Origin of the sequence: Streptomyces sp. DvalAA-14, assembly GCF_900091855.1 — a bacterium.
Classification (GTDB): Bacteria; Actinomycetota; Actinomycetes; order Streptomycetales; family Streptomycetaceae; genus Actinacidiphila.
This window is the reverse complement of the sequence record NZ_FMCH01000148.1, coordinates 1-3,065: the sequence shown is the minus strand read 5'-3', so window position 1 is coordinate 3,065 and position 3,065 is coordinate 1. Positions and strand designations below refer to the sequence as shown.

Sequence of the window (3,065 nt, the reverse complement as noted above, 5' to 3'; positions counted from 1 at the left end):
GTTGCTGGCCGCCGACTGGTTGCCCGCCGCGTCCTTCGCCTTGACGGTGTAGGTGACGGTCGCGGTGTCCGGCTGGCTGTCGGTGTACGTCAGCACAGTGCCGGCCACCGAGGTGCGCAGCACCCCGTTGGCGTAGATGTCGTAGCCCGTGACGCCCACGTTGTCGGTCGCCGCGCTCCAGGTCAGCTTGACCTGGCCGGACGCCGGCTGGGTGTACGCCAGGTTGGCTGGGGCGCTCGGCGCGGTGGTGTCGCCGGTGGTCGGCCCGTACACCTCGAACTCGGATATCTGGCCGGCCGGCCAGCCCGTGTTGCCGGTGATGTTGAGCCGGACGTACCGGGCGGTGGCCGAGTTGAAGGAGATCGTCACCGTGTTGCCGGTCGACGGGTCGAAGACGTAGCCCTTCGAGGCCACCAGGTCCGAGAAGGTGTTCCCGTCGGTGCTGCCCTGGACGGCGAGCGTCTGCGTCCTGCTCGCCCACGCGGTGGCCGGCGGGAGCTTCAGGACGACCTGGTTGACCGGCACGGCGCTGCCGAGGTCGACACGGAGGGTCTGCGGGAAGGCGTTGTTGGCGCTCTCCCAGTAGGTGTTGGCGTTGCCGTCCACGGCGTTGCCCGAGGTGTAGACGTCGGCGTGGCCGGAGTCCAGGGTCGGGTGGTTCAGCGCCAGGTTGACGGTCGAGGCGGCGGCCGCCTGGACGGTCAGCTCGGACAGCTGCGCGGTCCTGGCGCCGGAGTTGGCGGTCACGTCGGCCCGCACGAACCGGGCCTGGTAGGCCGGGAAGGAGATCTTGACCGTATTGCCCGACGACGGCTTGAACGCGTACTTCGCCGAGCTGGTGAGGGTCTCGAAGCTCGTGCCGTCCGTGCTCGCCTGGAGCGAGAGCGTCTCGGTACGGGCACTCCAGCCGGCCGGCACCTTGAGCTGCACCTGGTCGATGCGGGTGACCTTGCCCAGGTCCACCTGCGCCCACTGCGGCAGGCTGCCGCTCTTGCTCTGCCAGTAGGAGTTCTGGTCGCCGTCGTTGAGGTGGGCAGCGGTGTTGCTGCCGTCGGTGCTACTGGCCGAGACCGCCCTGTCGGTCGCCAGATTCGGTCCCCCCGCGGCCATGGCGGGTACGACCTGCCCGCCGAAGAACAGCAGACTGGCCGCGATCACCCCCGCCGTCAGCCGTGGTACGGAGCGCTTCAATCTCATAGCGTCCCTCTATGTCGTTGTCCGGAGGATCAGGAGACGAACTGCTCGACAATCTGGAACGTGCGGGCTGAGCCGATGAAGTTGCGCTCTTCCCATACGGTTCCATCGCTCTTCTGCTCATAATTTGCGCGCGTGTTGGCAGAGTGTTACAGACGCGCTACGGCGGCGTCTACGCCTCGGAAGGCAACGATTCAGGTCCTGGCAAAGGAAGTCGGAGTGTCCCGCGCACCGACCGGCGCGATCTGCTCGCGGCGGCGCAAAACGGTGCCGGGCCGGGCGCCCGGGGACTACTTGAAGGCGTCCCGGGCCGGGCTCGCGCCCCGCCGGTGGACGCGGCCGCCGGTCAGCCGGCGCTGCAGCATGTGGAAGCGGGGATGGCGCTCGCGCATCTCCCGGGACTGCCGGTCCAGCTCCTCCACCAGCCGCTCGGCCCGCTTGTCCACCGCGAGTTCGTCCAGGATCCGGTCCACCTCGGCCAGCAGCGCGCCGTGCAGCTGCCATTGCCGGGGGTGCTCCTGGACTCCGGCCAGCAGGAGGGCGGCGACCAGGTTCCGGCTCTCCAGACTGGCGTCCAGCGCCCGGCCCAGCCGCTCCTCCGCCTCCTCGGCGTTCGCGGCCACCTGAGTGGTGATCAGCTCGGCGAAGGCCCGGATCGCGATCGCCACGTTCTCGAACAGCTCTTCCAGCTCCTGGGCCAGCTCTTCGGGGAAGAGCGACTCCTCGGTACGCTTCTTGGCCAGGTCGGTGAGGGTACGGGACAGCACCCGCAGCACCACCGCGCAGATTTCCAGCGTGTCAAGCCCGGTGCGCAGCACGATCCGGGACAGCACCCCCTCCCGTACCCGGGGGTTCCAGCGCAGACTGTCCTCGGCCTGCCGCAGCGAGGCGTCGACCTCCGAGATGGCGTGGTCCACCCGGCGCGCCTCGTACAGCCGCTGCGCCGCCTCCTCGACCGGCAGATGGCCGGCGATCTCGCCGCCGAGGTCGCGGAACAGCCGGGCCATCCGGCGCGCCAGCGAGTCGATGGAGTCCCCGGCGGGCTGCACCCACACCGGCGGTGCGAAGACCAGGTTGAACAGCAGCCCGACCCCGGCGCCGATCAGGGTCTCGTCGACCCGGTCCACCGCCGCGCTGACGGCCACCCGGCTCACCCCGAGCACCAGCATCGCGCTGATCGCCACCTCGACGGTGAACTCGCCGACCCGCACGACCCGCCCGACCACCAGCGAGGTGAAGATGATCGCCCCGAGGCTCCACCAGCTCAGTCCCACCAGGGAGCTGAAGATGGTGGCGATCAGCACCCCGACCACCACCGCGTTCACCCGGCGGACGCCGGTGGTGAGGGTGGAGTAGAGGGTGACCTGGACCACCAGCAGGGCGGTCAGCGGCGCGGTCAGCGGGGCCGGCTGGGGGGTGAGCCAGACCGCGACCTGGAAGGCGATGACGGAGGCGGCGGTGGACCGGGCGATCTGGGCTCCGGCCGGCTCGGTGGTCCACCGGACCAGCTTGACCATGGGTTCTGGTACGTCGGGCATCTCATGCCCTTTCCCGTTCTCGGCTGTCCGACCGCGGCGGCGCACCGTGGGCTGCGGCACACCGGCACAGCCTAAAGTCGATCTACGCCGGACAGCCGGGTGGCGCGGCGCGTCCCGGCGGATTCACACGTTCACCCGCGAACACCCGCGACGGTCGTTGACACGCCCGCTCTGCGACGCTGTGATGTGGTTGTTTTCCTCCGATACCACCGATTCCCGTCGTTTTGTGCGCCACGCCAACCTCCGGAGCCGCGCATGCCGCACCGACCGCACCCAGGCCGCACCCCGGGACCGACCGGACACCCGGCCGGGCCTGGCGCGGGACACCCGGCC

At 70.0% G+C, this 3,065-nt stretch carries 2 protein-coding genes; both read right to left on the bottom strand.

From position 1 onward, the window contains the following. Positions 1-1,197: discoidin domain-containing protein (locus GA0115240_RS07100; RefSeq protein ID WP_176725001.1), on the bottom strand; the 1,197-nt coding region annotated here is incomplete at its 3' end. A 287-nt stretch (positions 1,198-1,484) separates the two neighbouring features. Beyond that, complete coding sequence (locus GA0115240_RS07095; protein WP_093735805.1) at positions 1,485-2,732, bottom strand: FUSC family protein; 1,248 nt, start codon at positions 2,730-2,732, stop codon at positions 1,485-1,487. Positions 2,733-3,065: the final 333 nt, after the last annotated feature.

Excerpts from the sequence above, each read along its gene's own strand:
- GA0115240_RS07095 (WP_093735805.1), bottom strand. The coding sequence starts at position 2,732 with ATGCCCGACGTACCAGAACCCATGGTCAAGCTGGTCCGGTGGACCACC.